23 protein-coding genes and 1 tRNA gene are annotated in these 25,793 nt (G+C 71.9%); 14 read left to right on the forward strand and 10 right to left on the reverse strand.

Going from position 1 to position 25,793, the window contains the following annotated elements:
• Nucleotides 1-295 precede the first annotated feature (295 nt).
• The 9 genes from J3P30_RS11505 to J3P30_RS11545 all read left to right on the forward strand — a co-directional run bounded on the left by J3P30_RS11505 (nucleotide 296) and on the right by J3P30_RS11545 (nucleotide 12,791).
• Nucleotides 296-1,105 (forward strand): hypothetical protein, encoded by an 810-nt coding sequence (locus J3P30_RS11505; protein WP_210481156.1) that lies wholly within the window; start codon nucleotides 296-298, stop codon nucleotides 1,103-1,105.
• Nucleotides 1,106-1,146: 41 nt separating this feature from the next.
• Nucleotides 1,147-1,584, forward strand: coding sequence for a phage holin family protein (locus J3P30_RS11510; protein WP_210481981.1), 438 nt, complete (start codon nucleotides 1,147-1,149; stop codon nucleotides 1,582-1,584).
• Nucleotides 1,581-2,330 (forward strand): DUF3618 domain-containing protein, encoded by a 750-nt coding sequence (locus tag J3P30_RS11515; protein WP_210481157.1) that lies wholly within the window; start codon nucleotides 1,581-1,583, stop codon nucleotides 2,328-2,330. The genes J3P30_RS11510 and J3P30_RS11515 overlap by 4 nt, the downstream gene beginning before the upstream one ends.
• Nucleotides 2,331-2,433: 103 nt before the next feature.
• Entirely contained in the window at nucleotides 2,434-3,585 is a 1,152-nt protein-coding gene (locus J3P30_RS11520) for a YihY/virulence factor BrkB family protein (RefSeq protein WP_210481158.1), read from the forward strand.
• 162 nt (nucleotides 3,586-3,747) lie between these two features.
• Complete coding sequence (locus J3P30_RS11525; RefSeq protein ID WP_307807481.1) at nucleotides 3,748-5,400, forward strand: bifunctional 3'-5' exonuclease/DNA polymerase; 1,653 nt, start codon at nucleotides 3,748-3,750, stop codon at nucleotides 5,398-5,400.
• Nucleotides 5,401-5,420: 20 nt separating this feature from the next.
• Complete coding sequence (locus J3P30_RS11530) at nucleotides 5,421-7,361, forward strand: prolyl oligopeptidase family serine peptidase (protein WP_210481160.1); 1,941 nt, start codon at nucleotides 5,421-5,423, stop codon at nucleotides 7,359-7,361.
• A 48-nt stretch (nucleotides 7,362-7,409) separates the two neighbouring features.
• Nucleotides 7,410-8,252 carry a DUF1684 domain-containing protein gene (locus J3P30_RS11535; RefSeq protein WP_210481161.1) on the forward strand — a complete coding sequence of 281 codons (843 nt, stop codon included), beginning with the start codon at nucleotides 7,410-7,412 and terminating at the stop codon, nucleotides 8,250-8,252.
• A 169-nt stretch (nucleotides 8,253-8,421) separates the two neighbouring features.
• Nucleotides 8,422-8,925: a DUF3145 domain-containing protein gene (locus tag J3P30_RS11540; RefSeq protein WP_210481162.1), complete on the forward strand. Its 504-nt coding sequence runs from the start codon at nucleotides 8,422-8,424 to the stop codon at nucleotides 8,923-8,925.
• Between the two features lie 284 nt (nucleotides 8,926-9,209).
• Nucleotides 9,210-12,791: a DUF3376 domain-containing protein gene (locus tag J3P30_RS11545; RefSeq protein ID WP_210481163.1), complete on the forward strand. Its 3,582-nt coding sequence runs from the start codon at nucleotides 9,210-9,212 to the stop codon at nucleotides 12,789-12,791.
• A gap of 69 nt (nucleotides 12,792-12,860) precedes the next feature.
• Here the strand turns inward: J3P30_RS11545 and J3P30_RS11550 are convergent, their stop codons facing one another.
• From J3P30_RS11550 to aceE, 6 genes are all read right to left on the reverse strand, one after another.
• Nucleotides 12,861-14,096, reverse strand: coding sequence for a beta-ketoacyl synthase (locus tag J3P30_RS11550; RefSeq protein ID WP_210481164.1), 1,236 nt, complete (start codon nucleotides 14,094-14,096; stop codon nucleotides 12,861-12,863).
• 30 nt (nucleotides 14,097-14,126) lie between these two features.
• Nucleotides 14,127-14,375, reverse strand: coding sequence for an acyl carrier protein (locus J3P30_RS11555; protein ID WP_210481165.1), 249 nt, complete (start codon nucleotides 14,373-14,375; stop codon nucleotides 14,127-14,129).
• Nucleotides 14,376-14,445: 70 nt separating this feature from the next.
• Nucleotides 14,446-15,444, reverse strand: a complete 999-nt coding sequence (locus J3P30_RS11560; RefSeq protein ID WP_307807482.1) for a beta-ketoacyl-ACP synthase III — start codon at nucleotides 15,442-15,444, stop codon at nucleotides 14,446-14,448.
• Complete coding sequence (locus J3P30_RS11565; protein WP_210481166.1) at nucleotides 15,441-16,355, reverse strand: ACP S-malonyltransferase; 915 nt, start codon at nucleotides 16,353-16,355, stop codon at nucleotides 15,441-15,443. The genes J3P30_RS11560 and J3P30_RS11565 overlap by 4 nt, the downstream gene beginning before the upstream one ends.
• Before the next feature lie 86 nt (nucleotides 16,356-16,441).
• Nucleotides 16,442-17,638 (reverse strand): CdaR family transcriptional regulator, encoded by a 1,197-nt coding sequence (locus J3P30_RS11570; RefSeq protein WP_210481167.1) that lies wholly within the window; start codon nucleotides 17,636-17,638, stop codon nucleotides 16,442-16,444.
• A gap of 14 nt (nucleotides 17,639-17,652) precedes the next feature.
• Nucleotides 17,653-20,379: a pyruvate dehydrogenase (acetyl-transferring), homodimeric type gene (gene aceE, locus J3P30_RS11575; RefSeq protein WP_210481168.1), complete on the reverse strand. Its 2,727-nt coding sequence runs from the start codon at nucleotides 20,377-20,379 to the stop codon at nucleotides 17,653-17,655.
• 192 nt (nucleotides 20,380-20,571) lie between these two features.
• Between aceE and J3P30_RS11580 the strand changes: the two genes are divergently transcribed.
• Complete coding sequence (locus tag J3P30_RS11580; RefSeq protein ID WP_307807483.1) at nucleotides 20,572-21,063, forward strand: peroxiredoxin; 492 nt, start codon at nucleotides 20,572-20,574, stop codon at nucleotides 21,061-21,063.
• A 43-nt stretch (nucleotides 21,064-21,106) separates the two neighbouring features.
• Here J3P30_RS11580 and J3P30_RS11585 read toward each other — a convergent pair whose 3' ends face one another.
• A complete protein-coding gene (locus J3P30_RS11585; protein ID WP_210481170.1) occupies nucleotides 21,107-21,724 on the reverse strand; it encodes a hypothetical protein in 618 nt (205 codons plus the stop codon).
• Nucleotides 21,725-21,924: 200 nt separating this feature from the next.
• On the opposite strand from J3P30_RS11585, the gene J3P30_RS11590 reads away from it, so the two are divergent.
• From J3P30_RS11590 to J3P30_RS15715, 4 genes are all read left to right on the forward strand, one after another.
• Nucleotides 21,925-22,689 carry a hypothetical protein gene (locus J3P30_RS11590; protein ID WP_210481171.1) on the forward strand — a complete coding sequence of 255 codons (765 nt, stop codon included), beginning with the start codon at nucleotides 21,925-21,927 and terminating at the stop codon, nucleotides 22,687-22,689.
• A 225-nt stretch (nucleotides 22,690-22,914) separates the two neighbouring features.
• Nucleotides 22,915-23,376, forward strand: coding sequence for a class F sortase (locus J3P30_RS15230; protein ID WP_282593733.1), 462 nt, complete (start codon nucleotides 22,915-22,917; stop codon nucleotides 23,374-23,376).
• A 69-nt stretch (nucleotides 23,377-23,445) separates the two neighbouring features.
• Nucleotides 23,446-23,519 (forward strand) — tRNA-Val (locus tag J3P30_RS11600).
• A gap of 328 nt (nucleotides 23,520-23,847) precedes the next feature.
• Nucleotides 23,848-23,931, forward strand: a complete 84-nt coding sequence (locus J3P30_RS15715; RefSeq protein ID WP_210481983.1) for a BBE domain-containing protein — start codon at nucleotides 23,848-23,850, stop codon at nucleotides 23,929-23,931.
• Nucleotides 23,932-23,991: 60 nt separating this feature from the next.
• On the opposite strand, the gene J3P30_RS11610 is transcribed toward J3P30_RS15715, so the two are convergent.
• The 3 genes from J3P30_RS11610 to J3P30_RS11620 all read right to left on the reverse strand — a co-directional run bounded on the left by J3P30_RS11610 (nucleotide 23,992) and on the right by J3P30_RS11620 (nucleotide 25,787).
• The gene (locus tag J3P30_RS11610; RefSeq protein WP_210481173.1) at nucleotides 23,992-24,657 is read right to left on the reverse strand and encodes a hypothetical protein; all 666 of its coding nucleotides are present in this window, start codon (nucleotides 24,655-24,657) and stop codon (nucleotides 23,992-23,994) included.
• 112 nt (nucleotides 24,658-24,769) lie between these two features.
• Nucleotides 24,770-25,000 carry a superinfection immunity protein gene (locus tag J3P30_RS11615; RefSeq protein ID WP_307807484.1) on the reverse strand — a complete coding sequence of 77 codons (231 nt, stop codon included), beginning with the start codon at nucleotides 24,998-25,000 and terminating at the stop codon, nucleotides 24,770-24,772.
• Between the two features lie 76 nt (nucleotides 25,001-25,076).
• A complete protein-coding gene (locus J3P30_RS11620; protein WP_210481174.1) occupies nucleotides 25,077-25,787 on the reverse strand; it encodes a hypothetical protein in 711 nt (236 codons plus the stop codon).
• Between the last annotated feature and the right edge of the window lie 6 nt (nucleotides 25,788-25,793).

Here is a 25,793-nt window from a genome sequence, read left to right on the forward strand (position 1 = left end):
TTCTCCGAGGTTTCCCGAAGAGCCCCGCCGGCCGGCGGGGCTCTTCGGCGTGTTCTCGGTCGGTTCCCAGGGACGCCTGCCCCGCCCCAGCGCCTTGCGGCGCGCAATGCGGCTTCGGGCACGTGAAAGGACGCCCTCGCGGGGGCGGGAACTATAACCCTCACGTTTCGACTGCGCGACGGGTTGATCCCCTTTGGGGCGTGGTGGGAGCGTCGGTATGCACAAGCGGCGCGCCCTGGGACCGTCCCGGGACGCGTCGGCACTGGAAGGGATGACAATGTCGAACAGTTACCCAGTGAACCCTCCGTCGTCGGGCAACCCCGACGAGACCGTCGTCGTCACCGACACGGTGATCGGAGTGGAGACCGTGGGCACGGCGGGTGAGACGAGTGGGTCGTCCACCAGCAAGACGGACGTGGCCAAGGAACAGGCCGGGCAGGTCGCGAGCGGAGCCGCGGACGCCGGCAAGCACGTGGCCGGGGTGGCCAAGGACGAGGCCAGGAACGTGGCCGCCGAGGCCAAGACGCAGGCACGCCAGGTGGCCTCGGAGACGAAGTACCAGGCCCGCGACCTGCTCAACCAGGCGACGAGCCAGGTGAAGCAGCAGGCGTCGACCCAGCAGCAGAAGGCCGCCACGGGGATCCGCACCCTGGGCGAGCAGCTCAACGGCCTCGCCTCCGGCAACGTGCCGGAGAGCGGTCCCGTCCTCGACCTGGTGAACCAGGCGTCCTCGCGGCTGCAGGGCGTCGCCGACTGGATCGAGGCGCGCGAGCCGGGTGACCTCCTCCAGGAGGTCAAGTACTTCGCCGCACGCCGCCCGGGCACCTTCATCGCCATCGCGGCGGTGGCGGGTGTCGTCGCCGGCCGGCTCACCCGGTCGGTCGTTGGCGCCGTCCAGGACGAGAAGCAGGAGGAGCAGGCGACCTCCTCGGTCGCCGGCGAGACCACCTACACCCCGGTCGACTCGTTCACCACGACGACCCCGGTGAGCGACTACGGCACCGGCTACGCGGGCGAGAACGAGTACGGCACCGGCGCGGGCGGGACGACCGGCGGCTACGGCACCGGGCTCGGCGGCTCGGCCACAGGGGATGTGCGCCCGTGACCGACACCGGATACCCCTCGGAGAGGGCCGGCGCCACCCCGGTGCCGGAGGTCGACACGTCGACCCCCTCGGAGAGAAGGGCCGCCTCCACCTCCTTCGGTGAGCTGTTCGGTCAGGTCACGAAGGACCTGTCCACGCTCATCCGGCAGGAGATCGACCTCGCGAAGGCCGAGCTCAAGCAGTCCGCGACGCGGGCCGGAGCCGGAGCGGGGCTGCTGGCCGCCGCCGGCTACTCCGCTCTCATGGCGGTCTTCTTCCTGTCCTGCGCCCTCTGGTGGGGGCTCGCCGACCTGTTCGGGGACATCGAGGGGAGCATCGCCCTGGCGGCGCTCATCGTCGCCATCATCTGGGGCATCATCGCCGGGATCCTGTACGCCATCGGCCGCAAGCGGCTGAAGGAAGTGCAGGGCATGCCGCGCACCGCAGACACCGTGAAGAAGATTCCCGACGCACTGAAGAGGAATGAGGAGAACCGATGAGTGACGACCTCTACAGGACCGGCGATGCCGGCTCGTACCAGGCCGGCGGCACCAGCGGCACCGGATACACGTCGAGCGACGACCCCGAGGTCATCCGCGCCAACATCGAGGCCACGCGCCAGGAGCTGAGCTCCGACGTCGACGCCCTGGCCGACAAGGTGACGCCGTCGAAGATCGTCGAGCGGCAGACCGACAAGGTCAAGAGCAAGTTCGGCAGCCTCAAGGACCGCGTCATGGGCAGCGCCTCCGGCGCCAAGGACCGGGTCATGGGCAGCGCCTCCGACGCGAAGCACCGCGTCTCCGGCACCGCCTCCGACGTGACGTCCGGAGCGAAGGACGCGCTCGGCAACGCCGCGTCCGCGGTCGGCGACGCGCCTCGCGTCGTCGCCGAGAAGGCGCAGGGCAACCCGCTCGCGGTCGGCCTGATCGCCTTCGGCGTCGGCTGGCTCGTCGCCGGGCTCATCCCCGCGAGCGAGAAGGAGAAGGAGCTCGCCTCGCAGGCGAAGGACGCCGCCCAGCCGCTCGTCGGCAAGGTGACGGACGCCGCCAAGGAGGTCGGGCAGAACCTGAAGGAGCCCGCTCAGCAGGCGGTCCAGTCGGTCAAGGAGACGGCGACGCAGGGTGCGCAGTCCGTCAAGGAGACCGCTCAGGACGCCACGCAGACCGTCAAGGGCGAGGCGCAGTCCTCCGCTCAGGACGTGAAGCAGAACGCCACCAGCGCGACGGACACCGTCCGCAACGCGTAGGCGCGACACCTCGGACTGAGGGGCCGCCGGCATTCGCCAGCGGCCCCTCTTTCCTTTCCCGCAGCACAGCAGAGCACGGCACAAGCAAGAGAGGTCCCCTGCAATGTCCGATGACGTCGGCGCCTCCAAGCGCCTGAAGAACGCGCCCAGCCCGGAGGACCCGCGCAAGCCGGACACCCCGAAGGAGCTCGACAAGGGGACGTGGAAGTACACGCTCCGCCGCACCCTCAACGAATTCACCACCGATCAGTGCACCGACATCGCGGCTGCCCTCGTCTACTACTCGGTCCTCGCGCTCTTCCCCGCGCTCATCGCGCTCATCTCCCTGCTCGCTCTGATCGGTCAGGGACCCGGTGCGGTCGACGCGATGCTCCAGGTCCTCGGCAGCGTCGCTCCGCCGGACGCGCTCGAGGTCATCCGGGGACCGATCGAGAACTTCGTGAACTCCCCGGCGAAGGGCTTCGCCCTGGTCTCCGGCCTCGTCCTCGCGATCTGGTCCGCCTCCGGCTACGTCGGCGCGTTCACTCGTGCGATGAACCGCATCTACGAGATCGACGAGGGCCGGGGGCTGGTCAAGGCCCGGGGCACGCAGCTCCTCGTGACCGTGATCGGGATCGTGCTCGTCGCGATCATCGCCCTGATGCTCGTCATCTCGGGTCCGGTGACCGAGGCGATCGGGAACCTGATCGGGCTCGGCCCGGTCGTGCAGACCGTGTGGGACATCGCGAAGTGGCCCGTGATCGCGTTCATCCTCGTGCTGATGATCGCGATCCTCTACTACGCGACGCCCAACGTGAAGCAGCCGAAGTTCCGCTGGATGAGCATGGGCGCGCTGATCGCGCTGGTCGTGCTGGTCGTCGCGTCGATCCTCTTCGGGCTCTACGTGACCAACTTCTCGAACTACGCGAAGAACTACGGCGCTCTGGCCGGGGTGATCATCTTCCTGCTCTGGCTCTGGATCGCGAACCTGGCGCTCCTGTTCGGCGCGGAGTTCGACGCGGAGGTGGAGCGCAGCCGCCAGCTCGAGGCCGGCATCGAGGCCGAGGGCGACATCCAGCTCCCGCCGCGCGGCGTGAAGAAGAGCGAGAAGAACGCCCGCAAGGAGGAGAAGCTCCTCGCCGAGGCCCGCCGCATCCGCGAGACGAGCAAGCCCGACGACGACGGCGACGGCGGCTCGGGTCCCGGCTCGGGCTCCGGCTCGAGCGGCGAGCAGGGGCGGCACGCCCGCGCCGCCGCCAACGCGAAGCGGCGCTGACGCCGGCGACACCCGTGCGGCTCGGACGGCAGGCGGGACCTGCCGTCCGAGCCGCACGTCGCCGTCCACGCCATGCCGTCGGAACGGCCCGCTTTCGCCCCGGATAGGGCGGCCCGGGCCCCTGCGACCGCGGCTGTCCGAGCGCCGGGGGAGACTGGAGCCGTGTTCCTCGTCGTCTCGCCCGTGCACGGCGGCGTGGTCGCCACACGGGCGGATGAGCGCGGCGAGCCCATCGAGGCGCCTCGCTCGCTGACGGACGAGGGCTACGCCGACCTCGCCGGACGCGAGGCCGCCGGAGTCCGGTGGGTGTGGGAGGACACCGCCGTCTCCTATCCGCCGCTGCTGCGCGCCGGCGTCCGCGTGGAGCGCTGTCAGGATCTGCGGCTGTGCCGCGCCATCCTGCGCCACTCCACCCTCTCCGACGGAACCGCTGTCGCCGCGGCCCCTCGCGACGCGCTCGACGAGGACTCCCCCCTGTCCGGTCCGGACTCGCAGCAGACCCTCTTCGATGTCGGCTCCGTCGCCGAGCACGTCGATCCCGTCGCGGAGCTCCGGGCGCAGCTCGGAGCGGTGGCCGGGAGCGGGCAACCCGGACGGCTCCGGCTCCTCCTCGCCGCGGAGTCCGCCGGGGCCCTCGCGGCCGCCGAGATGCGGCACGCGGGCCTGCCCTGGAGTGCGGAGCGACACGAGGCGCTGCTCGCCGACCTCCTCGGGCCGCGCGTGGCGCCCGGTGTCCGGCCCGCGCGGCTCGAGGAGCTCGCGGGGCGGATCCGGAGCGCGCTGGACGCCCCGACCCTGAACCCGGATTCGCCGCAGGAGCTGCTCGCCGCGCTGCGCTCCGCGGGGCTGATGGTGGAGAGCACCCGGTCGGCCGAGCTGCGCCGGCTCGAGCATCCCGCCATCGAGCCGCTCCTGGAGTACAAGAAGCGGGCTCGCATCCTCAGCGCGAACGGCTGGGTTTGGCTCGACACCTGGGTCACGGGCGGGCGGTTCCGCGCGGACTTCCTGCCGGGCGGTGTCCCGAGCGGCCGGTGGGCCGCTCGCGGAGGCGGCGCGCTCCAGCTCCCCAAGCAGCTCCGGTCCGCCGTCGTCGCCGACCCGGGCTGGAAGCTCGTCGTCGCGGATGCCGCGCAGCTCGAACCGCGGGTGCTGGCCGCGATGGCCGGGGACACCGCGATGGCGGCGGCGGGTCGCGCACGCGACCTCTACGAGGGAATCGTCGAGACGGGCGCCGTTCCCGATCGCAACTCCGCGAAGTACGCCATGCTCGGTGCCATCTACGGTGCGACGGCGGGCCAGGGCGGGCGGCTGATGCCGCGGCTCGCCAAGGCCTTCCCGCTGGCGATCGGCCTCGTCGAGTCAGCTGCCCGCGCGGGCGAGCGCGGCGAGGCGGTGACGACGAGGCTCGGCCGCAGCTCGCCGGCCGCCGGACCGGCATGGCGGGCCGCGCAGTCCCGAGCCTCGGTGCCGGACGCCTCGCCGGCCGAGGAGCGGAGGGCCCGATCGCAGGCGCGCGAGCGGGGACGGTTCTCCCGCAACTTCGTGGTCCAGGGTACGGCCGCCGAATGGGCGCTGTGCTGGCTGGCTGAGCTGCGCCGCCGGCTCCTCGCGCTCGGCGAGGGACGGAACGGGCGCCCGGAGCTCGTGTACTTCCTGCACGACGAGGTGCTCGTGCACTCACCGGGGGACCTCGCCGCAGACGTGGAGGAGGCCATCCGGGGGGCGGCAGCCGCCGCCGGACGACTGCTGTTCGGTGACTTCCCCATCGATTTCCCGCTCGAGGTCGCCATCGTGGACGACTACGGCCAGGCGTGACCCGCCCATACGCTGGGACGGTGACCGCCCCGACCGTCGCCCCGTTCGGAACCTGGACCTCGCCCATCACCGCTCGGGACGTCGCCGCCGGCTCCCACCCCGTCTCAGGCGCCCGCTACGTCGGCGACGAGGTCTGGTGGCTCGAGCTGCGGGGCTCCGAGGGCGGTCGCTACGGCGTGTTCCGGAGCGGCGCGGACGGCGAGCCGGAGGCCGTCCTTCCGGCGCCCTGGAACGCGCGCAGCCGCGTGCACGAGTACGGGGGAGGGGCGTGGACGCCCGCTCCTGGCGGCGCCCTCGCCTTCGTCGAGTTCAGCGACCAGCGCATCCACCTCCTCCGTCCCGGTGCGGCTGACCCTCAGCCCCTGACCCCGTCCGGAACGGGCGACCGGTACGCCGACCTGGGGATCCACGGGGACCATCTCGTCGCCGTGCGGGAGCGCCACGACGGCGGCCGGGTGTCGCGCGACATCGTGCTCGTGCCCCTCGACGGCAGCGGCGCCGGCGACGGGGACGCCGTCGTGTCGGTCGTCGCCGGCAGCGACTTCCTCGCCTATCCCCGCTTCTCGCCGGACGGCACGCGCCTCGCCTGGATCGCGTGGGACCATCCGCGGATGCCGTGGGACGGCACCGAGCTGCGCGTGGGCGAGGTCCGCGACGGCCGGGTGTCCGACTGGCGCTCGCTGGTGGGCGGTCCGGAGGAGTCCGTGCTCCAGCCGGAGTGGGACGGCGAGGACGACCTCCTCGTCATCACGGATCGCACGGGCTGGTGGAACCTGCACCGGGCGAGCCTCGACGGCCGGCTCACCCCGGTGCTGGCGCAGGAGCGCGAGACCGGCGGGCCGCTCTGGAACCTCGGCAAGCCGTGGTACCTGCGGCCCGACGACGACGACCTCGCGCTCGTCACCACTCACGGCTCCGACCGGCTCGAGCTCGTGCCGGCCGGTGGGGGAGCCGCCCGCGTGCTGGACCTTCCGCTCACCACGATCGACCTGCTCGACGCCCGGCCCGGCCGCCTGCTCCTCGACGGCGGCAGCGCGGCCCTCCTGAGCGGCATCCGCGAGCTCGACCTCGCCACCGGGGCACTCACCGACATCCGGCTCGACTACGACGACCTGCCCGCGGCGGACCTCCTGCCCCTCGCCGAGGAGCGGACCTTCCCGGGGCCCCGCGAGGTGCACGCCGTCGTCTACCCGCCGCGCAACCCGGCGTTCGAGGCGCCCGACGGGGAGCTGCCGCCGTACGTCGCCTTCGTCCACGGCGGCCCCACCACGCGCACGACGGCGTCGGTCAATCTCGTCTTCGCGTACTACACGAGCCGGGGCATCGGGGTGATCGACGTGAACTACGGCGGGTCCACCGGGTACGGCCGCGCGTACCGCGAGCGGCTGCGCGGCCAGTGGGGCGTCGTCGACGTCGAGGACGTGGTCACGGCCGTGACCGGGCTGGCCGGCGCGGGCCTCGCCGATCCCCGGCGGCTCGCCATCGAAGGCGGATCCGCGGGAGGGTGGACGGTCCTGTCCGCCCTGACGCGGACGGACGTGTTCGCGTGCGGGGTGTCCCTCTACGGCGTCGCGGACCTGACCGCGCTGGCCGAAGACACGCACGACTTCGAGTCCCGCTACACCGACGGGCTCGTGGGTCCGCTGCCCGAGGCGCAGGCGCTGTACGACGAGCGATCCCCGCTCTCGCACATCGACGGGCTCGACTGCCCGGTCCTGCTGCTGCAGGGTCTCGACGACCCGGTCGTGCCGCCGGCGCAGTCCGAGCGGTTCCGCGACGGGCTGATCGCGAAGGGCATCCCGCACGCGTACCTCGCGTTCGAGGGCGAGTCGCACGGCTTCCGCAAGGTGGAGACCCGAGTGCGCGTGCGCGAGGCGGCCCTGTCCTTCTACGGGCAGGTCTTCGGGTTCGAGCCCGCCGGCGTCCCCGTGCTGGACCTGTGGCGGCCGCAGGCCGAATAACCCCGTGTCGCACGCTGTTGTCCCGGTCGGGACAGGAAGGATGAACGGATGACCCAGACCACCACCGCACCCGCCGCACCCCTCAGCGCGGAGGAGCGCTACGAGCGCTTCCGCCAGCGCCGCGAGGAGGCGGTGGTCCAGCCGCGAGGGTTCCTCGCGCTGATCAACACGCAGTGGGTGGACTCGGAGCAGCCGATCTGGGGCGTCCCCGGCCTGTGGGCTCCGCGGCCGGACGGTCTCCCGGGGCTCAAGCTGACGGCAGCGGCGGAGGACGGGATCACGGTCAACGGGCAGCTCGTCGACGGCGAGGTGCTGCTCTCTCCGCGGAACTCCGAGAAGCCGAGCGAGATCGTGTTCGACGACCACACGACGGGCACCGTCATCAGCGGCGAGGACGGCAGCTGCGCGCTGCGCGTCTGGGATGCCGAGTCGGAGGACATCCAGAACTTCGGCGGCATCGACGCCTTCCCCTACGACCCGTCCTGGGTCGTGCAGGGCACCTTCACGCCGAACCCGGAGGGCACCACCGCCGGCTTCGAGCACCTCAAGGACGACGGCGAGACCCGCGAGAAGGTCATCCCCGGCGAGATCCGCTTCGAGCGCGACGGCCAGGAGTACAGCGTGCTCGCGTTCAAGGAGGGGCGCGCCCTGCAGATCGTCTTCGCCGACGCCACGAGCGGGGACTCCACCTACAGCGTCGGGCGTTTCCTGTTCACCGCTCCGAACCCGGACGGCACGATCACCCTCGACTTCAACACCGCAGTGCTGCCGCCCTGCGCGTTCAGCTACAACTTCAACTGCCCGATGCCGCCGAAGCAGAACCGGTTCCCGTTCAAGGTCGAGGCGGGGGAGAAGAACGTGCTCGCGAAGGACGGCTCGCTCCTGCATTGAGCAGGTTCCGGCCCCGGAATCGCACCCCTCTTACATTGTTGTGATTCCGGCGTGTCCTCCTGCATAATGCAAGAGCCGGGACGCCCCGGCTGTTAATTTCATATCGGTGCAACAGGATTCGTTCACCAGGTCGTAGGGGAAGACGCACCTAGCTGAACGGAGAAGAACCATGGCTGCACCACTCGCTCGGGGTGCGCTCTATGTGCACTCCTCGCCGCGCGCGCTCTGCCCCCACGTCGAGTGGGCGGCCGGTCGCGCTCTCGGGCGTGCCGTCAGCTTCACCTGGATCGAGCAGCCGGTCCTGAAGAACTCCCAGCGGACCGACTTCTACTGGGAGGGGCCTCCCGGCACCGGTGCCGCCATCGCCTCCGCCCTCCGCGGGTGGGAGCATCTGCGGTACGAGGTCAGCGAGGACGCGGGATACGGGACCGACGGCGCCCGCTGGATGCACACCCCCGACCTCGGCATCTTCTTCGCCCAGACGGACACGGCCGGCAACATCGTGATCCCCGAAGACCGCATCCGCTACGCGATGGACGTCGCCGGAGTCAATGCGCTGGAACTGCACAAGGAGCTGCGGCTCGCCCTCGGCCAGGCCTGGGATGACGAGCTCGAGCCCTTCCGGCACGCGGGCGAGAAGAGCCCGGTGATCTGGTTGCATCGAGCCGGCTGAGACTTGTCCGACACGCCGCCGAGAAAGCCGATTCCCAGCCAACTCCGCCGTAATCTGAACGTGTTCGCATCGCGCTCCAACCCGTTCGGGTCGTATGGGTAGCGGCCCTCGAACTTAGCGAAAGCGACACGAAGAGCCCCTGATCGGATGGGTACCATTCAGGGGCTCTTCACTCTTCGAGCCGTCCTTCCGGCAGCCTTCGTGATCAGCGCCGACGCGGCGTCCCGAACCCCGTCAGGGCCGGGGAGTAGTGTCGGCGCGACACGGTTGGAGGGGGCGACGGCGTGACGGGGATCGCGGATGCGGACGACGGCGCCGGCCTCCCGCTCGTGTTCCTGCCGCCCCACCGGACCCTGGATGCGGCGATGCGGGAGAGCGGGTCCTCCCCGGCCTTCGATCGGGTGCTGCGGGCCGCGATCTCCCTGCGCGGCGGAGTGAGCCTGGCCGTCTGGATCGCGGGCGCCCTCGCCGAGCTCGATCTCGTGCGGCGCATCCGCGTGGCCCGGCGCCCCGACGGATCGCTCGCGGCCTTCGTGCTCGCCCCGGCGGCCGAGCCGCCGTCCGGCACGCTGCGCGTCCGGATCGCCGCCTACGCCCGGGTGCTCGCCGCCGCCGGCTACGACGAGGTCCAGTTCGACGTCATCGCCGGCGCGAGCGCGGGAGGACTGAGCGCGATCCTCTACGCCGTGGCTCAGCGCGCGGGGACCGACTTCGACGCCATCCTCCCGGTCTGGCGCGAGGCGGCCGGGCTGCAGCGGCTCCTGCAGCCGCCGGGGATCCGTGGCGTCGAGGCGCCCCTGCGCGGTGACGCCTACTTCTGGAAGACGGCGACGGGAGCCGCGGCCGAGCTGTACCGGCGGGGCGGGGACCGCGGACGCTCCCACCGCGACCTGGTCCCGGTCCGGCTGGGGGTGCACCTCGCGGCCACCGTCATCAACAGCGAGGCCGAGAGCGAGTCCGACGTGCGCGAGGGGCGCGGGCACTTCGTGTTCCATGTCGACGACCGGCGCGGCGCTCCGCTGCCCCACGGCATCCCGAGCGCATGGGCGGACGCCGACCCGGAGCCGCCCGAGGTCGCGCTGCTCCGGCTCGCCTACGCCGCCCGGGCCACGTCGTCCCTCCCCGGAGGGTTCGAGGTGGCCAGGGTCGTGTCTCCGTCGGAGACTCGCCGGGAGACGGTAGCGACCTCCGAGTCCCAAGCTCCGCTCGCGCGGGAGGCCGTCGCCGAGTCGCTGTCGCCGGACGAGGGAGCCGACTCGGTGTTCGCCTCCGGCAGCCTGAGGCCGGACTTCGCCTTCGCGTTCTCGCTGCACCGACCGCCGCGCGACGTCCCGGACGACGCCGGGCCGTACGAGGTGATCGACGGGGGCATCTTCGACAACGTGCCCCTCGACCGCGCGCTGCGGGTGATCCGGGGAACGGTCGGCACCATGTACGGCGATCGCGCCCTCCTCGACCTCGACCCCGAGCCCGAAGCCCGGCACGTCTCGACCGCGGGCGCGCCGCCGCGACAGGCCGTTCAGCTGTGGACGGTGCTCGCCGCCTGGCTGCAGCGGGTGCGCAGGCGGGAGTCGGCGGACGAGGAGCTGGAGGAGGTGCACCGCTTCAACGCGGAGCTCTCGGCGGAGCAGGGCAGGCTCGAGGCGCTGGCGGCCGTCGTCGGCGCGGTCGACCTCCGCACCGGCACGGAACACGATCGCCTGCGCGGCTATCTGCGCAGCGTCGGGGGCACGGACGCGGTCTTCCTCACCGACGCCATCTCGAGGCCGTCCCGGTGGCAGCTGACCAGCACGCTGCCGCGGCGGCGCAAGCTGCGCGCCCTGCCGGCCCAGCTCCTGACGCCGCTGCTTCCCGCACTGATGGCGGCGTATGCGCAGGACGGCGACCTGTCCGAGGCGGAGGGGCGCATCGAGCGGCTCCCGTCCGGGCTGATCGACGCCGCCCACGCCGTCCTGGCGTGGGTGCGCGCGGTCGAGAGCCGCGAAGGTCCTGAGGCAGGAGCCGCGCTCGACGCCCTGCAGAGCATCCGCACCCGCGTCGCCGAGGCGCTCGCGATCGGCCACCGCGCCCGGGACGCGGCGGCCTATCGGGTGCTGCTGCTCACCTCCCGGCACGCCGCGACCGAGCCCGACGAGCCGGTCGACGACGAGCTGGTCGCCCTCTGGGTGCGGGCCTGGGTCGCGCGAGGCCGCGGCGAGGAGGGGCGCGTGCGCCAAGCGCAGGAGGAGGCCGCGCTCGCCGCGCACCATCGCCGCCTGGACGAGGACATCCGGGCGCTCCGCGCCCTGTCCCCGCCCGAGGACGCCGCCGATGAAACGGGCGTGCCGTGGGGCGCCACCGTCTGGCACGCGGTCGACGAGCGCTTCCGCGGACGCGACCTCCGGACGTTCGACGTCATCGCGCTGGTCGCGCCGGCCGGCATGCAGCCTCCCATGTCGCTCGTCGCGACCGGGAGGATCGCGGCCGACGAGCGTCCGCCGGCCACCTACGCCTTCCCGACCGTGGTCGCGGAGGAGCGGCGCCGTGCACTGCAGGACGCGATCGACGGGCGGCCGGACAGCGCGGACGGCCGCCGGCTGCGTCACACGGCGAAGCTCGCGGGACACGGCCTGGGCAATCTCCTGGGGCTAGTGAGCGCGGACTGGCGCATGAACGACTGGTGGTGGGGACGGCTCGACGGCGCGGCCGGGATGGTGCGCTTCCTCGCCTCCCGCTCTCCTGATCCCCTTCCCGGGCGCGAGGTGGAGGAACTGGTCACGGCGGCACAGGGCGGGCTGCGCGCCGAGGCGGGGCCCGAGATCCTCCGGGGCGGCGCCGACGGCCTCGCCAACCTCAGCGCCGAGTATCGGGTGGCCCTCGCCACGCGGGCACTCGGGGCCGCTCTCCGTTCTGCTGTGCCCCGGCGCCGGACCACCGGTGACGGGCCTGCGCGACTGCCGGGCGGACGCTACGCCGCCCTGCTGCTCGAGCTCCTGCTGCGCCCGCTTCTCCTGCTGCTGGCGCTGGCGGCCGTGCCCGTCCGCCTCGTCGTGGGCGCGGGAGCCGTCGCCGGGCTCGGCTGGGCCCTGACACGGGCGCTCGACCCCGACGCCGCGAGGGGGCCCTGGGGTCTCGACGTCGCGCTCGCCCTCCTCGCCGCTCTCGCGACGGCGGCCGCGATCCTCGTCATCACGCGCGGCGGCGTCCGGCGGTGGAAGAGCGTCTCGTCCGGCTCGATACCCAGGCCGGGGGGAGTGTCCGCCGAGGACAGCGAGGCCGCCCGGGCGGCCGCTCGAGGCGTGTCGAACGCGGCGGGCGCGGTCGCGGTGATCGCCGCGGCCTCCCTGGGCTGGAGTGTCGCCGAAGGGCGGCTGCTCGCGTCCGCCGGGTGGCTGGTCGTCGCGGTCCTCGCCGCGGTCTGGGCCGTCCGCACGCGGACCCGCGTGCCCCTGCTGCAGGCTCCACCCGCCCCGGTCGCGGCCGCGGGTGCCGTCGCCGCCTTCGCCGTGCTCGCCGTGGCGGGTCCGGTCCTCGACGCCGTCGTGCGGCTGCCGGACCCCGGGATCGACTGGCTCGGCCTCGCTCAGCTGCTCGTGTTCGCGGCCGTGCTCTCCGTCGCGCTCGTGCTCGGGTGGGAGAACCCGGTCAGGGTGCTGGTCGCGCTCGTCGCGGGGGCCGCGCTCTGGCTCGCGGCGGAGCTCGCGCTCCTCCTGGTCGCGGCCGCTCCGGGCACCGTGGGCGGTCCGGGCTGGCTGCCGCCGGTGGCGTTCCTGGTCGCCTGGTCGAACGTCCTGTGGGGGGCGCTCATGCTGCGCCCCCGCCCGGGGTTCCCCTCGGATGCGCCGCGGCGCACGCCGCGACCGCGCTGGTTCAGCGACGAGGACTGAGCGGAACGGCAACCGCAACGACGAACGGCAACGGTCTCCCGTTGCCGTTCGTCGTCGGTGTTGCCGGTATCAGGCGGTCGCGAAGGCGACGACCGCGTTGTGGCCGCCGAAGCCGAACGAGTTGCTGATCGCGAGCAGATCTCCGTCGCCCAGCGGTCGCGGCTCGCGGACCACGTCGAGCTCGATCTCCGGGTCCATCTCGTTGAGGTTGATGGTCGGCGGGGCCGTCCGCTCGGCGAGAGCCAGCACGGTGAAGATCGCCTCGATTCCGCCGGCCCCGCCCAGCAGGTGCCCTGTCGACGCCTTGGTCGCGGAGACCGCGATCCCATCGAGCCCCTCGCCGAAGACGTGCCGCAGGGCGTGGTACTCCGCGACGTCACCCACCGGCGTGCTCGTCGCGTGGGCATTGACGTGCCGCACGTCCGAGCGGCTGTAGCCGTGGTTCTCGATCGCGGCGATCATGGCGCGGGCGGCCGCGGTGCCCTCCGGGTCCGGCGCCGTGATGTGGTGCGAGTCGCTCGTCACGGCCCCGCCGACGACCTCGGCGTAGATCCGCGCGCCGCGGGCCTTCGCGTGCTCCTCGGTCTCGAGGACGAGGGCGGCCGCCCCCTCGCCGAGCACGAAGCCGTCGCGCGTGACGTCGTACGGCCGGGATGCGGCAGCCGGCTCGTCGTTGCGCTTCGAGAGCGCCTGCATCGACGCGAAGGCCGCCAGGGGGAGCGGGTGGATCGCCGCCTCGGCGCCACCCGTGATGACGACGTCCGCGAACCCCTGCTGGATGTGCTCGTAGGCGTTCGCGAGCGACTCCGTGCTGGAGGCGCAGGCCGACACCACGGTCCGCGCGTAGGCGCGGGCGCCGAGGTGCATCTCGATCGCCGCGGCCGGCGCGTTCGGCATGAGCATCGGGACCGTCATGGGCAGGACCCGGCGCGGGCCCTTCTCGCGGAGGGTGTCCCAGGCGTTCAGCAGCGTCCAGACGCCGCCGATCCCGGTCGCCCAGTCGACCCCGAGCCGCTCGGGCTCGACGTCCTCGATCCCGGAGTCGGCCCACGCCTCGCGGGCGGCGATGAGGGCGAACTGGCTCCCCGGGTCGAGGCGCTTGGCCTCGACCCGTTCGAGCTGGTTCTCGGAGGCCACCTTGGCCTGCGCCGCGAACGTGACGGGGAGCTCGTACTGAGCGACCCAGTCCTGCTCGAGGGACCGCGCACCGGATTCACCGGCGAGCAGCGCGTTCCACGAGTCGCGGGCGGTGCCGCCGAGCGGCGACGTGGCGCCGACCCCGGTGACGACGATCTTCTTCGGCATGGTGGAGCTCCGATTGGTCGGGCTAGGCGCTCAGCCCTGAGCCTTGACGATGTAGGTGACCGCGTCGCCGACGGTCTTGAGGTTCTTGACTTCCTCGTCCGGGATCTTCACGCCGAACTTCTCCTCCGCGTTGACGACGATCGTCATCATCGAGATGGAGTCGATGTCGAGGTCGTCGGTGAAGGACTTGTCCATCTCGACCGTGTCGGTCGCGATGCCCGTCTCGTCGCTGACGAGCTCGGCGAGGCCGGCGAGGACTTCTTCCTGGGACTGAGCCATGTGTGGTTCTCCTTGAGTGTTCGGTGGAAAAGGCGCGTTCGAGCTTATCGGGGAGGGTGTCGCGGCCCGGTCAGGGCAGGACCACGACCTGGGCGCCGTAGGCGAGGCCGGCGCCGAAGCCGATCTGCAGGGCGAGGCCGCCGGAGAGCTCCGGATGCTCCTGCAGGAGGCGGTGGGTGGCGAGCGGGATGGACGCCGCGGACGTGTTCCCGGTGGTCGCGATGTCGCGCGCGATGGCGACCGTGTCGGGCAGGCCGAGCTGCTTCGCGAACTCGTCGATGATCCGCATGTTGGCCTGGTGCGGGATGAAGGCGGCGAGCTGGTCCGGGGTGATCCCGGCCTCCTCGATCGCCCTGCGCGCGACCTTGACCATCTCCCACACCGCCCAGCGGAAGACCGTGGGCCCCTCCTGACGCAGGGTCGGCCAGGCGGCGCTGCCGTCGCGGAACTGGGTGAGGGTCGCGTTCATCCCCACGGCATCCGCCTTCGAGCCGTCGGAGCCCCAGACGGTCTTCGAGATGCCGGGCGTGTCGCTCGGGCCGATCACGGCGGCCCCCGCCCCGTCCCCGAGGAGGAAGGAGATGCTGCGGTCCGTCGGGTCCACGATGTCCGACAGCTTCTCGGCGCCGATGACGAGCGCGTGCGTGCCCGCTCCCGCGCGGATCAGGGCGTCCGCCTGCGCCACGGCGTAGGTGTACCCCGCGCACGCGGCGTTGAGGTCGTAGGCCGCGGCGGGGTTGGCTCCCACCCGATCCGCGAGGACGGCCGAGAGGGACGGCGTCTGCTGGACGTTGCTGATGGTCGCGACGAGCACGAGGTCGACCTGCTCGGGCTGCACGCCCGACGCCTCGATCGCCTCCTGGGCCGCCTCGACGGCGAGGTCGAGCGCGCTGACCGCGGCGGAGGCGCGCGTGCGCGTGACGATCCCGGTGCGCTGGCGGATCCACTCGTCCGAGGAGTTGATCGGACCGACGAGGTCGTCGTTCGGGACGACGAGGTCGCCGCGCGCCGCGCCCATCCCGAGGATGCGGGTGTAGCGCGGGCCGCTCGCCTGCTTCAGCTGGGTCACGAGTCCCTCTCCATCAGCTCGCGCGCGGCGGCGAGATCGGCCGGGGTCTTCACGGCGACGGTCGGGACGCCGCGCAGGGCGCGCTTGGCGAGCCCGGTCAGCGCGCCCGCGGGCGCCAGCTCGATGATGCCGGTCACCCCCTCCGCGGCGAAGGACTCCATGCAGAGGTCCCAGCGGACGGGCGACGAGACCTGCCCGACGAGGAGATCGAGGAACTGGGAGCCGGAGGCGACCCGGGTGCCGTCCTTGTTGGTCCAGATCGCGACCGCGGGATCCTTCGGCGAGAGGGTGCTCGCGACGGCCGCCATCCGGTCCACCGCGGGCGCCATGTACTCGGTGTGGAACGCGCCGGCCACCTGGAGCGCGATGACGCGGGCGCCGGCGGGAGGGTTCTCGGCGAGCGCGGCGAGCGCAGCACGCGGTCCGGCGACGACGATCTGGCCCCCGCCGTTGTAGTTGGCCGGGAAGAGACCGGCCTGCTCCACGGCGTCGAGGACGACCGCCTGGTCGCCGCCGACGACGGCGCTCATGCCGGTCTCGACGGTCGCCGCCGCCTCGGCCATCGCGCGGCCGCGCTCAGCCACCAGGCGGATCGCGTCCTCCGAAGTGAGGATCCCGGCGCCGGCCGCGGCGGTGATCTCGCCGACCGAGTGGCCGGCGATCCCGTCCATGCGGCCCCCGCCGTCGAGGAGCGCCTGCAGCGTCAGGATGCCCGCGGCGACGATGAGCGGCTGCGCGATCCGGGTGTCCCGGATGGTCTCGGCGTCGGACTCGGTGGCGTGCAGCACGAGGTCCACCTCGGCGTGCTCGGACAGCCGGCTCAGCGTCTCCCAGGCCGACGTCTCCTCGAGCCACGGGGAGAGGAACCCGGGGGTCTGCGAGCCCTGTCCGGGCGCGACGACGATGATCACCCGTCCATCCTGCCAATCGGGAGGTCGGCGGTTCGCCAGTGGGGCACGAAGAATCCCTTCGATCGTTGGAGGTGGCGCACTACCGGTCAGCGGCGGCGGGGTGTGGGAGCGGGCTCGGCGATGGCTCCGAGGATGAGCGCGGACTGCAGGATGACCGCCTCCCGCGCGCCGGTGGCGTCGTAGCCGATGACCTCCGAGATGCGCTTCAGGCGGTACCGGACCGTGTTCGGATGCACGAAGAGCTCACGGGCCGTCGCCTCGAGCGAGCGGCCGTTGTCCAGGTAGCACCAGAGCGTGCCGAGCAGCTCGGTCGAGTGCTCGTGCAGCGGCTTGTAGATGCGGGCCACCAGGGTGGAGCGGGCGAGCGGGTCGCCCGCGAGTGCGCGCTCCGGCAGCAGGTCGTCGGCGAGGACCGGACGCGGCGCGTTCCGCCAGGCCCGGGCCACGGCGAACCCGGCCAGGGCGGCGCGAGCGCTGCGGTGGGCCTGCACGAGGTCCGGCACGACGTTGCCGAGCACGAGGTGCCCCGAGCCGAAGCCGGGCTCCAGCTGCCGGGCGATCTCGAGGAAGCTCAGCGGCGCCGCCGGCGCACGTGAATCCTCGGCTTCCTGGGAGGAGGGGAGCGCCCGCCCGATGACGAGCACGAGGCGGGTGCCCTGCACGCCGATGAGGACGTCGGCCTGCACGTGGCGGGCCGTCCGCCGCAGCTGGTCGACGTCGAGCATCGGGGGAGTGGTGCCGACGAGGACGCACACCTCGCCGTGACCGTGCCAGCCGAGCGCGGCGATCCGGCTCGGCAGCTCGTTCTCGGCCTCGCCCGACAGGATCGAGTCGACGACGAGGGCCTCGAGGCGGGCGTCCCAGAGGCCGCGCGCCTCGGCGGCCCGCGCGTACACGTCGGCCGCGGCGAACGCGATCTCCCGCGAGTAGAGCAGGATCGCCTCACGGAGACCGTCGTCACCGCCCTTGACCCGCTCCTCGACGACCTCCACCGTGACGCGGATCAGCTGGAGCGTCTGCTGGAGGCTCACCGACCGGAGCAGCTCGCGGGGTGCCGCGCCGAAGACGTCCGCGGCGATCCACGGGGTCGACTTGGGGTCGTCGTACCAGCTGATGAACGACGTGATGCCGGCCTGCGCGACCAGCCCGACCGCCGATCGGCGGCCGGGCGGCATCTCGCGGTACCAGGGGAGCGTCTCCTCGAGGCGCTTGAGGGTCAGGGTCGCGAGCTCGCCCGACACCGTGCGCAGCCAGGCGAGCGTCTCCGCCTTCGTCCGTGCCACTCGCGCGGCCGGCCTCAGCTCTCGCCGCCAGCCGAGCCGGTCGTGCCCGCGGTCACGTCCAGCAGCCGGTACTTGTCGATGGCCTGGCGCGCGAGCGAGCGGTCGACCGCGCCCTGACCGGCGAGGGCCTCGAGCGTCCGGACGACGAGCGACGGGCCGTCGATGAGGAAGAACCGGCGCGCGGCCGCGCGGGTGTCCGAGAAGCCGAAGCCGTCGGCGCCCAGCGTGAAGTACTGGCCGGGCACGAACTGGCGGATCATGTCGGGCACCATGTGCGAGTAGTCGCTCACGGCCAGGAACGGACCCTGGGCGCCCGACAGCTTCTGCGTCACGTACGCGTGCCGCGGCTCGCCGTCCGGGTTCACGAAGTACGCCCGCTCGGCGTCGAGGCCGTCGCGCCGCAGCTCCGACCAGGAGGTGACGCTCCACACGTCGGCGGAGACGCCCCAGTCCTCGGCGAGCAGCTTCTGCGCCTCCAGAGCCCACGGGACGGCGACGCCGGAGGCGAGCAGCTGCGCCTTCGGGCCCTCGTTCTCCGCCCGCTTCAGCAGGTAGAGGCCCTTGAGCACGCCGTCGACGTCGAGCCCCTCCGGCTCGGCCGGCTGCGGCATCGGCTCGTTGTACACCGTCAGGTAGTACATGACGTTCGGGTCCGGGTGGTTCCCGCCGTACATGCGCTCGAGGCCGCTCTGCACGATGTGCGCGATCTCGTAGCCGTACGCCGGGTCGTACTGGACGACCGCCGGGTTCGTGCTCGCGAGCACCGGGGAGTGGCCGTCCGCGTGCTGGAGGCCCTCACCGGTCAGCGTCGTGCGGCCGGCGGTCGCGCCGATCAGGAATCCGCGCGCCATCTGGTCGCCGGCGGCCCAGAGAGCGTCACCCGTCCGCTGGAAGCCGAACATCGAGTAGAAGACGTAGACCGGGATGAGCGGCTCGCCCTGCGTCGAGTACGAGGTCCCGATCGCCGTGAAGGCGGCGAGGGCGCCGGCCTCGTTGATGCCGACGTGGACGATCTGCCCCTGCGGGCTCTCCTTGTAGGCGAGGAGGAGCTCCCGGTCGACCGACGTGTAGTGCTGGCCGAACGGGTTGTAGATCTTCGCGTTCGGGAAGAACGCGTCCATGCCGAAGGTGCGCGCCTCGTCAGGGATGATCGGGACGATCCTGTTCCCGAAGTTCTTGGTGCGCATCGCCTCCTTGAGGATGCGCACGAAGGCCATCGTGGTGGCGACCGGCTGCTGCCCCGAGCCCTTCTTCACCGCGGCGTACGCGGAGTCCTCGGGCAGGGTGATCTGCGTGTGCTTCGAGCGGCGCTCCGGCAGGTACCCGCCGAGCGCGCGACGGCGCTCGTGCATGTACTGGATCGCCTCGTCGTCCTGCCCCGGGTGGTAGTACGGCGGCTGGTACGGGTTCTCCTCGAGCTGCGCGTCCGAGACCGGGATGCGCATCTCGTCGCGGAAACGCTTGAGGTCGTCGAGGGTCAGCTTCTTCATCTGGTGGGTCGCGTTGCGGCCCTCGAACGTCTTGCCGAGGCCGTAGCCCTTGATCGTCTTCGCGAGGATGACGGTCGGCTGGCCCTTGTGCTCCACGGCCGCCTTGTACGCCGCGTACACCTTCCGGTAGTCGTGGCCGCCGCGCTTGAGCGCCCACACCTGGTCGTCGGTGAAGTCCTTGACGAGCTCCAGCGTGCGCGGGTCGCGCCCGAAGAAGTTCTCGCGGACGAAGGCCCCGTTCTCGGTCTTGTAGGTCTGGTAGTCGCCGTCCGGGGTCCGGTTCATGAGGTCGATCAGGGCGCCCTCGCTGTCGCGGGCGAGCAGGTCGTCCCACTCGCGGCCCCAGATGACCTTGATGACGTTCCAGCCCGCGCCGCGGAAGAAGCTCTCGAGCTCCTGGATGATCTTGCCGTTGCCGCGCACCGGCCCGTCGAGGCGCTGCAGGTTGCAGTTGATGACGAACGTCAGGTTGTCGAGGCCCTCGTTCGCCGCGACCTGGAGCTGGCCGCGGCTCTCGACCTCGTCCATCTCGCCGTCGCCGAGGAACGCCCACACGTGCTGGTCGGAGGCGTCCTTGATGCCGCGGTTGGTCAGGTACCTGTTGTTCTGCGCCTGCCAGATCGCGTTGATCGGCCCGAGGCCCATCGACACGGTCGGGAACTGCCAGAAGTCGGGCATGAGGCGCGGGTGCGGGTACGAGGACAGTCCGCCGCCCGGGTGCGACTTCTCCTGACGGAAGCCGTCGAGCTGGTCCGCGGTGAGCCGTCCCTCGAGGAAGGCGCGCGAGTACATGCCGGGGGAGGCGTGCCCCTGGAAGAACACCTGGTCGCCGCCGCCCGGGTGGTCCTGGCCGCGGAAGAAGTGGTTGAAGCCGACCTCGTACAGCGTGGCCGACGACGCGTAGGTGGAGATGTGGCCGCCCACCGCGATCTCGGGCCGCTGAGCGCGGTGCACCATGATGGCGGCGTTCCAGCGCAGCCACGCGCGGTAGCGGCGCTCGATGGCCTCGTCGCCCGGGAATTGGGACTCGTTCTCCGGGGAGATCGTGTTGATGTAGTCCGTCGTCGGGACCATCGGGACACCGAGGTGCAGCTGCTTCGACCGCTTCAGCAGCCGCAGCATCATCTCCCGGCCGCGTCCGTGGCCGTTGGCGTCGACGAGGGCGTCGAGCGACTCGATCCACTCGGCGGTCTCGCCCGGGTCGGAATCGGTGTTGTTCACCGAGTACGGGTCCTGGTCGTTGACTGTCAACGTCGACCTCTCTTCGAGGAACCGGTCCGGATGCCGGAGCCGGCTGCACCTGTTGTTTCCGGGCCGGATTTGTCGGGTCGCGACAACGGACCGGCCGGTTTCCGAGCCTAGTGTCTCGATCCGGGAGAGACGGACTGCAGGGGCGTGCGGAGCGGCGGTCCCGGCGCTCGCCGGATGAGGCACGATGGCCGGGTGACGATCGCGATCGGGCAGGAGGCGCCCGGGTTCGAGCTGCCGAACCAGCACGGCGAGCCCGTGTCGCTGTCCTCGTTCCGCGGTCGCAGTGCGGTCGCTCTCGTGTTCTTCCCGCTCGCGTTCTCCCGCACGTGCGCCGGCGAGCTGGGGGAGCTGCGGGACAACTCCCGGCTCTTCACCGACGCCGGGGCGGAGGTGCTCGCCATCTCGGTCGACTCGAAGCATGCACTGCGCGCGTGGGGGGACGCCGAGAACTACGAGTTGCAGCTGCTGTCCGACTTCTGGCCGCACGGCGAGGTGGCGCGCCGCTATGGCGTCTTTCGGGAGGCGACGGGTGTGGCGTCACGCACGACCGTGCTGGTAGATCGCGACGGGGTCGTGAGCTCGGCCTTCTCCTCGAGCCCGGCCGAGGCACGCCCCCTCTCCGCGTATCGCAGCGCTCTCGCGCTGCTCGACGAGTCGGGCGGCGGATCCGGAACACGCTCGTGAGACCGGGGTGTGCGGCGGGAACCGCCGCCGAGGCCGGCGCCCGTCAGTCGTGCTCGACCCAGCAGGCCAGCACCGCAGACGCGATCGTGTAGGCCACCTGCTGCGGGCTCCGGCTGCCTTCGGGCCCCAGGCCGTCCGGCAGTGCGGTGGCGTCGACCGTGAGCGTCTTCCCATCGCGCAGGAAGGCGGCGATGCCCTCCGGTGAGGAGAACGACGGCATCCCGAAGCCGGCCATCCCCTCGATCTCGGCGGCACCCGCGGTGCTCTCCCGGAGTGCCCGGAAGTGCTCCTCGCCCTCCGCGGGTTCACTGGCGTCATGGACCGAGAGGACCAAGGGGAGTCCGTCGACCCGGTAGGTGCAGCGGAACATGGGGTCGTCCCAGGACCAGTCGGCATTCGGCAGGCTGGCCAGCCCGAGGATCTCGGCGACGGCTCCCGGCACCTGCCCCTCGCACACCATCAGAGCGGCGTCCGAGGGCCCTCGGACCTTCTCGCCCGCGGAGGGGTGGGCTCCATGCTCGGCTCCATGCTCGGCTCCGGGCATCACGCCGCCGTCCGGCATCACGTGCGACGGACCCTCGTGGGCGGTGGCACCTGCGCAGCCGCCGAGCAGGAGCGAGGTGAGGACGGCGACGACGACAGCTGATCGCCTGCGGTGCATACCTGTCTCCTGTTCCGATCCCGACGGCCTCGGGTCCCGGCAGGGATTCGTTGTCGTCGGAGCGCGCGGACTGGTCCTGATTCCTTCCCTGGGAATCCGCCCAGCAGGCAAGCGCTCGCCTTCGCGCTTCCGAATGCGGGGGAACTACCGTTTCAGAGCCCACGCCCGGGCTCGGAGGAATGCCATTGGAGGCATCGCTCATGAAGACAAAGACTCTGCTGCTCGCTCCCGCCCTCGCCTTCGGACTGGTCGCGCTGTCCGCCGGACCGGCGGTGGCGGCGGACGCTTCCGGCTCCTACGGGACCACCCTCGACGCGATCAACAACAGCGGCGCCAGCGGCGAGGCCTGGGTGCAGGTCCAAGGCACCACCGCGACCGTCACCCTCAACGCGTCGGGCCTCGCGGAGACCTTCGGTGGGAACCCCTACCCGCACGTGCAGCACATCCACGTCGGCGCTCAGGGGGTCTGCCCGGACATGTCCGCCGACTCGAACGGCGACGGCATCATCAGCACGACGGAGGGAGCCCCCTCGTACGGCGGCATCGGAACGACCCTGTCCGTCGGGGATGCGGGCAAGGGCCCGGAGACCGGCACGGACCTCGCCGCCGCGCCCTCCGGCTCGACCATCCAGTACGAGGAGACGTTCGAGCTGAACCAGGAGACTCAGGACGCGCTGGCGGCGGGAACGGCGGTCATCGTCGTGCACGGGCTCGACCCGGCGACGCAGCCTGCCGCAGGCACCTCGGAGAGCGATCTGGTCCCCGAGCTGCCGCTCGCGGCGACGTCCCCGGCTCTCTGCGGCGCGCTCGAGGTCATGCCGGCCGGTGGCGTCGCCACCGGTGTCACCACTGCTGAGCGCGCCGGGGTCTCGGACGCCGGGATGCTCGCCCTCGGCGGCATGCTGGCGGCCGCGGCGGTCGGGGCGGCCTTCGTGGTCCGGCGTCGCCCGACGGCAGACCGGTAGGAAGCGCACGGATCGATGAGATCCTCCTCGGGAACGGGTCGTCACCTCCGCCTGACGGCGGGAGTGGCGGCCCTCCTCCTTCTCGCCGGTTGTGCTGGGGACACCTCCGCGCCCGCGAAGACCCCCGACGCTGCGTCGATCCCTGCCGAGCCGTCGCAGCCGCCGGCGACGCCCGCCCCGGAGCCCGAGCCGGAGGAGGTCCAGCCACCCGAGGTGGCCCTGGCCATGGAACCCTCGGCCCCTGTGCATCTCAGCATCCCCGTGCTGGGGGTCGAGTCGGACCTTCTGCACACGGGGCTGCGCGAGGACGGCACGCTCGACGTGCCGCCGGGGGACGAGGGATCCCCGGCGAGCTGGTACAACGGCTCGCCGGCCCCTGGTTCCGCCGGTCCGGCGATCCTCCTCGGGCACGTCAACTCCCTGAGTGACGCGAGCGGCGTCTTCTACCGCCTCCGCGACCTCGTGCCGGGGGACCGTGTCGCGGTCGCCCGCGCCGACGGCTCCACCGCGACGTTCGAGGTGTACCGCAACGAGAGCTTCGTGAAGGCCGCCTTCCCGACGAAGGACGTCTACTACCCGGTTCCCGGTGCCGAGCTGCGCCTCATCACGTGCGACGGCTACGTCCGGGACGCCCGACGGTACGACGACAATCGCGTCGTCTTCGCGAAGCTCGTGGAGACGACCTAGGCGCGGACCTCGCACTGCATGTCTGCGCCGACCCGTGTGGATAGCATGGACGGGCGCCGCGCGGCGCCGGGGCTCTTAGCTCAGTCGGTTAGAGCGCCACGTTTACACCGTGGATGTCGGGGGTTCGAGTCCCTCAGGGCCCACCGGAAAGGCCCGGTAAGGGCGCGTTTCGCTTATTGGCTGGCAATCCTCGCTCTTCGCGCCATTCCGGCGGTGTCGCCACCGGCGCCACACCTCGTGGAGAACGAATGTCCGCGACGATGCCGCTTGGACATGGCCCTCGCGGGCGGTTCGATGTTGATCAGCCGGGACGCCCGGACAGTGTGAGTGGCGGCCGGTCGGTCTCCTCAGGGAGAGGCACCGGCGCAAAGGTGCTCCGGGTGAACCACGTCGGCAGCGACTGCACCAGCTCCTTCGGCCCGGCGAGCGCGAGATCGCTCGCCCGGACAGCGCCGAGGAGATTGCACCGGGCTGCAGGCGCTCAAGGCGGTGTGGGACCCGGACAATGTGTTCCGCGCGAACGCCAACATCCCGCCACGAGGTGCAGCTCGCTGAGTGCGGAGATGGCGATACGCGTGGGACCGAGGCGCGACTCCGAGCGAACGAAGTGGGAGCTCAAGGTCGTAGACGGAAGAGGCTCCTTTTCTCGCGGTTCCGTCCATGAATGTCCTGTCCCGGCAGCGTTGCCGGTCGCCGCCGCCTTGTCAGGAGAACATGCACTCCGAGCGCCGCCCAGGCGAGACCGGCAGGCAGACCCAGTAAGACACGCTCGTCCTGGATGTTGACGCCGAACGAGGCGGCGGCCGCCAGGATGAACAGTGTCGGCAGCCAGCGAGGGGTGCCGTCCCGCAGCATGCCGATTCCGGCCGTCAGCGTCCCCAGCACCGGCACGATGCGCCCGAGGGTGTCGGAGTCGTGGAGCCACCAGAGCGGCGAACCGTCCGAGGAGCCACGGTTCACCACGAGCCCGAGAGCGAGCAGCGCGGCCCCGAGGCTGAGCAGCACGAAAGAGGCCGTCAGGAAAGGCCTCACGCGACGATCCCGGCTGGGAGCGGACCCGGCGCTCACCGCGAGCAGCAGAACCGACACGAGCAGCACCCACGCGATGTCCTCGCTGTCCCGGTGATGCCGGCCTCCTTGGAAGCAGGCCTCGCCGACGCAGCCCAGGGGCCGCACGGCGAGAAGGATCGTGTGCACCAGCCAGAGCGACCCGCCGAGCACCGCGCTGATGCCGCTGAGCATCGACGAGGACCGGAGGCGGGACCGATTGCGGGAGGGCATGCATCGATGATGGTCGGTTTCGGGTCCTGACCCGATGGCTCACCCCGGCAGGAGCGCACGTCGCCTCATGAGTCCGTGTTCGGAGCGCCGGAGCCCCGCCGGGGATTGCGGGCTAGCGACCGATCGGCTTGTGGGAGCTGAACGCCATCACGAGAGCGACGATCCACAGCACGATCGTCCAGCCTCCCAGCAGATTGATCCAGAAGACCGTCCAGTGGTTCGACTTGCCGCGGAGGGCTGCGACCGCCCACGGCAGCATGTAGCCCGCCGTGAGGATCGCCACGACGACGGCGACGAACGCGCTGACCGGCCGATCACGCTGATCCGTCATGTAGCTGCTCACGGATCCAGCGTACGGGCGGCGGTGCAGTGGAGAACAAGCCCGCCCACAGGACCGGGCGGGACGGTGCGCTGGGTCCTCAGACGCAGGCGTCCTGGACCATCGCAGGGGCGCCGAGCCAGGTGACCGTGGCGCCGTCGTCCGAGTACGCCGCCACGGTGACGATCGAGCCGTCGATCTCCACGCCCTCGATGGGCGTGCCCTGGCACACCATCTGGTCCGGGCCGAGCGGGTATCCGGCGTCGATGACGGCGGCCGAGTCGCCGATGCGCCGGCCCTGGCCGGCCGAGACGCTCAGCTCGCCCGCCGTCGGTCCCTCCGCGAAGACCGCGAAGCTCGGGACCCCGTACGGCGACGTCGCGCTGCCCGCCTGCTCGTCGCCGTAGAAGCGCTCGTCGAGGACGAATCCGCCCCAGGTGTGCAGCACTCCGGGCGGATTGTGGAAGCCGCCCTCGTAGGGCTCGTCCACCGGCGCGCTGCCGATCGCCTCGGTGAGGGTCGCGATGGCGTCCGCCGCCGGGGACGTGTAGTCGAGGACCTCCACGACTTCGCCGCCCGCCCGCAGCTCGATGCCGGTGGGCCGGATCGCGATCTCGTCCACCTCGGCCACCGGGTCCGCGGACTCCGTGGGAGTGGGCTCGGCCGGCGTGGGTTCGGCCGTCGCGCTGGGCGAGGCGGGCCTCGTGGCGCTCGGCGTCGGGTCGTCCGCAGGGGCGCCCCCGCCGCATCCCGTCAGCATCAGCGCGGCCAGCGCGACGATCCCGGTCCTACCCCACGACTTCCCGCGCATGGTGCG

The organism is Naasia sp. SYSU D00948 (genome assembly GCF_017916515.1).
Classification (GTDB): Bacteria; Actinomycetota; Actinomycetes; order Actinomycetales; family Microbacteriaceae; genus Naasia.